This window comes from Anabaena sp. CCY 9613, assembly GCF_963920895.1.
Classification (GTDB): domain Bacteria; phylum Cyanobacteriota; class Cyanobacteriia; order Cyanobacteriales; family Nostocaceae; genus Cyanocohniella.
On sequence record NZ_CAWUDE010000044.1, the window covers coordinates 1 to 3,153 of the forward strand.

Below are 3,153 nucleotides of genomic sequence, written 5' to 3' on the forward strand. Positions count from 1 at the left end.
TGGGGACTGGGGACTGGGGACTGGGGACTGGGGACTGGGGACTGGGGACTGGGGACTGGGGAGATAATTTTGGTACAAGCTGATTTTATTCCTACCCTACTCCCTATTCCCTACTCCCCTATCTTGTAATTTGCCTCATGTAATTTCCCCACAACTGAGCGGCTTGGGCACTGCTTCCAGATGTGGGTGAATTATTGTCGTTACCTAACCAAATACCCGTGACAAGTCGCCGACTGGGAATAAAGCCTATGTACCATAGGTCGACGTTTTTGTCGGTTGTGCCAGTTTTACCGCCTTCTCCTAACCCAATTGCAGCAGCTCGTCCAGTACCATTAGTGACTACTTGACGCATCATCCGGGTCATTTCATCGGCTACCCGTGTGGGTAAAACTTGCTTATTTGCTTCCCGATTTTGGTCGAAGCTATATATGACACGGCAGGTTTTTAAGTTTTCGCGATCGCTACAATCACTACTGTCTAAAATCCTGGTAATTGCATGGGGCGGATTCCAGACTCCACGATTGCTAATAGCACCAAAAGCACCAGTCATTTCTAATACATTAACGACGCTTTGACCTAGTACTAACCCAGGAACAGCTTCCAGTGAAGACTTGACGCCTAAACGTCTGGCCATAGACACTACTTGATTTAGCCCTACTTCCCTGGCGATTCGCAAAGCGATGGGATTTTCCGAAAGGGCTAGCCCTACAGTCATATTTAAAAAATTGCCGGCGCCAGTTCTACATGGTCTATAAGTGAAGCCTTGCCAAGGCATAGCAGCACAAGAATAAGTCTTGGAGGCTGGTATCCCCTTTTCTAGAGCAGCAGCGTAGGCAAAGACTTTGAAGGTAGAACCTGGTTGTCTTTGGGCTTGAACAGCACGATTAAACTGGCTGGTTCTAAAATCAGTCCCACCCACCATAGATAAAATGCTGCCTGTTGTGGAGTCTAGAGTAACGATCGCTCCTTGGGAAAAACGCAGAGTTGAACCGGCGTTGTTCACAGCACTACGCAACGATGTTTCTGCTTGAGCTTGAATTGCTGGATCAAGTTGGGTTTCGATGATATAGTTGCCTTCTCTGGCCGCTCCTACCCCTAAAATTGATTCTAGTTCTTGAAAGACATAATTGTAAAAGTAAGGAGCAACGGTAGCAGCTTGTTGTTCACAGACTTTGGGACTAATTTGCACTGTTGAGCGCCTAGCTCGATTAGCTTCCTCTTGTGAAATGTTGCCCTGATCTAACATCCGCCTAATTACACGATTGCGATATTCGGCGGCTTCAAATTTATTTGGGCTATCTCCACAAAAATTAAAGGCGTTAGGCGCAGGTAAAATTCCCACTAATGTTGCGGCTTCTGCCAAAGTTAATTCTTTGGCTGATTTCTCAAAGTAATAACGAGCCGCATCTTCAAACCCGGATGTATTCACGCCCAGAAACACCCGATTCAAGTAAGTTAAAAGAATTTCATCTTTACTGTAAAAAGTTTCTAACTTCAAAGAAACAACTGCTTCTCTCAGTTTACGTCCTAAGGAATCCTGAGCGCCTACATAATCGCGGAACAAGCTCCGGGCTACTTGTTGAGTAACTGTACTGGCTCCTTGCTGTACATCTCCACTACGGGTATTTACGAGTACGGCGCGCAAAATTCCCAGCGGATCAATCCCAAAGTGCCAATAGTAACGACTATCTTCTGAAGCCACCACTGCTGCGGGCAAATAAGGGCCAAATTCCTCTAAGCGCCTCATATCTACGTGAGAGGTCGTCCGAGGCTCACGCAGGGGAGTAGAACCATCACGGGCATAAATAACTATGGGGGCGCTAGTAGCTGTAGGTAAAGGTCTCACGGAAAATTTCATCCATTCTACGCCTATGACTAACGCCATCAAGGCACTAGCACCACCAATTCCATAAGCAGTCCAAGTTGCTGCTTTGACATGTAAAGGTGGTGGATCGACGTATTGCAGTCGCACAGAAGCTGCTAGTTCTGGTGGCCCCAAAGTGAAAATATCGCCATGACGTAGTTCTAGAGAATTAACCCGCCGTTTACCACGATAAATCCCATTAGTAGAATTTTCATCTTTAATCACAAAAGCAGGGGTACGTTGAGTAGAATCCCGCGACAGTGACAAGTGAATTTGGCTGACAACTGGGTTACGAATGACGATATCACAGGATTTAGAACTGCGACCAAGGACATAGCGATCGCCTAATAGCGGATACACTTCGGCTTTATCCGCCCCCGAATCCTGCACCCATATCTCTGGGACTTTAGCATTAGGCTTGAGGGCTAACTTGGAAAAGTCAACCCTAGCTTGAATTGTATGCACTGCTTGAGTCAGTTGACCCAGTAAAGTTTGTGGTTTGTGAGGAGGTTGGGGGGCACTCATCGGCTATTTACATCACATTTATTGGCAAGAATCGAGCGAATGACAATCTGGATAATGATCTTCCACCATTTTACTCATAAGCCAAAGCATAAATTGGCTGTACGGAATTTTGGTCGCTTCAATTTTACACCCAGATAATTTCTAACCAGAAAATATACTCTATGCGTTTAGTTAACTTTTGTAATCGGTAAAAACTTGTGTATTTAGTCTGTCATGCTGATTTTATCTACTATTTTTTGTAAAATAATAAGGGTTATTACTTTAGCTTTTGTGCTTCTAATAACTAACTATTAATTTATAGCAAATTTAAATTTTACCATCTTCAGTGGGCCATATCTTTTATTGCTAAAATATACATCTTCATTTAGGAAGATTTTCTCTAATATGTTGTCTGATTTAATTGGCGGAATGTTCCGTTTCCGTTGAGGTTAATTTCAGAATGAAGGGAAAATCTCTGACCCTGATTGGTACAGCTTTGACCTTGGCACTAACTACCAATGTCGCTTTTGCTCAATCAAGTAAATCCCCCGTAACAGAATCCGATAGCTCATCTGCAAGTTCACCAACGGAGATTAAGCTTTCACTAGAAGGGATGAAAATTCTGTGTGAGCGTTCCCCCTTAAATTCCCGTTGTTCAGGGGATGGAGTAGTCCCAGATAGTACTACAGTACCATCTTCAGACACTACCACCATCCCCGCACAAGAAGGTGAAATTACACCCCAGTCTGAGACTCCAAGTGAATTCGTCCCCGCACAAGAAGGCG

At 44.5% G+C, this 3,153-nt stretch carries 1 protein-coding gene and 1 pseudogene; one reads left to right on the top strand and one right to left on the bottom strand.

The features are described from left to right. Positions 1-118: 118 nt before the first annotated feature. On the bottom strand, positions 119-2,389 hold the full coding sequence (locus ACM0OT_RS23685) for a transglycosylase domain-containing protein (RefSeq protein WP_414566821.1): 2,271 nt from the start codon (positions 2,387-2,389) through the stop codon (positions 119-121). A 439-nt stretch (positions 2,390-2,828) separates the two neighbouring features. Here ACM0OT_RS23685 and ACM0OT_RS23690 point away from each other — a divergent pair. After that, positions 2,829-3,153 (top strand): annotated as a pseudogene (locus tag ACM0OT_RS23690) (hypothetical protein); the annotation flags it as partial.

Excerpts from the sequence above, each read along its gene's own strand:
- ACM0OT_RS23685 (WP_414566821.1), bottom strand. The coding sequence starts at position 2,389 with ATGAGTGCCCCCCAACCTCCTCACAAACCACAAACTTTACTGGGTCAA.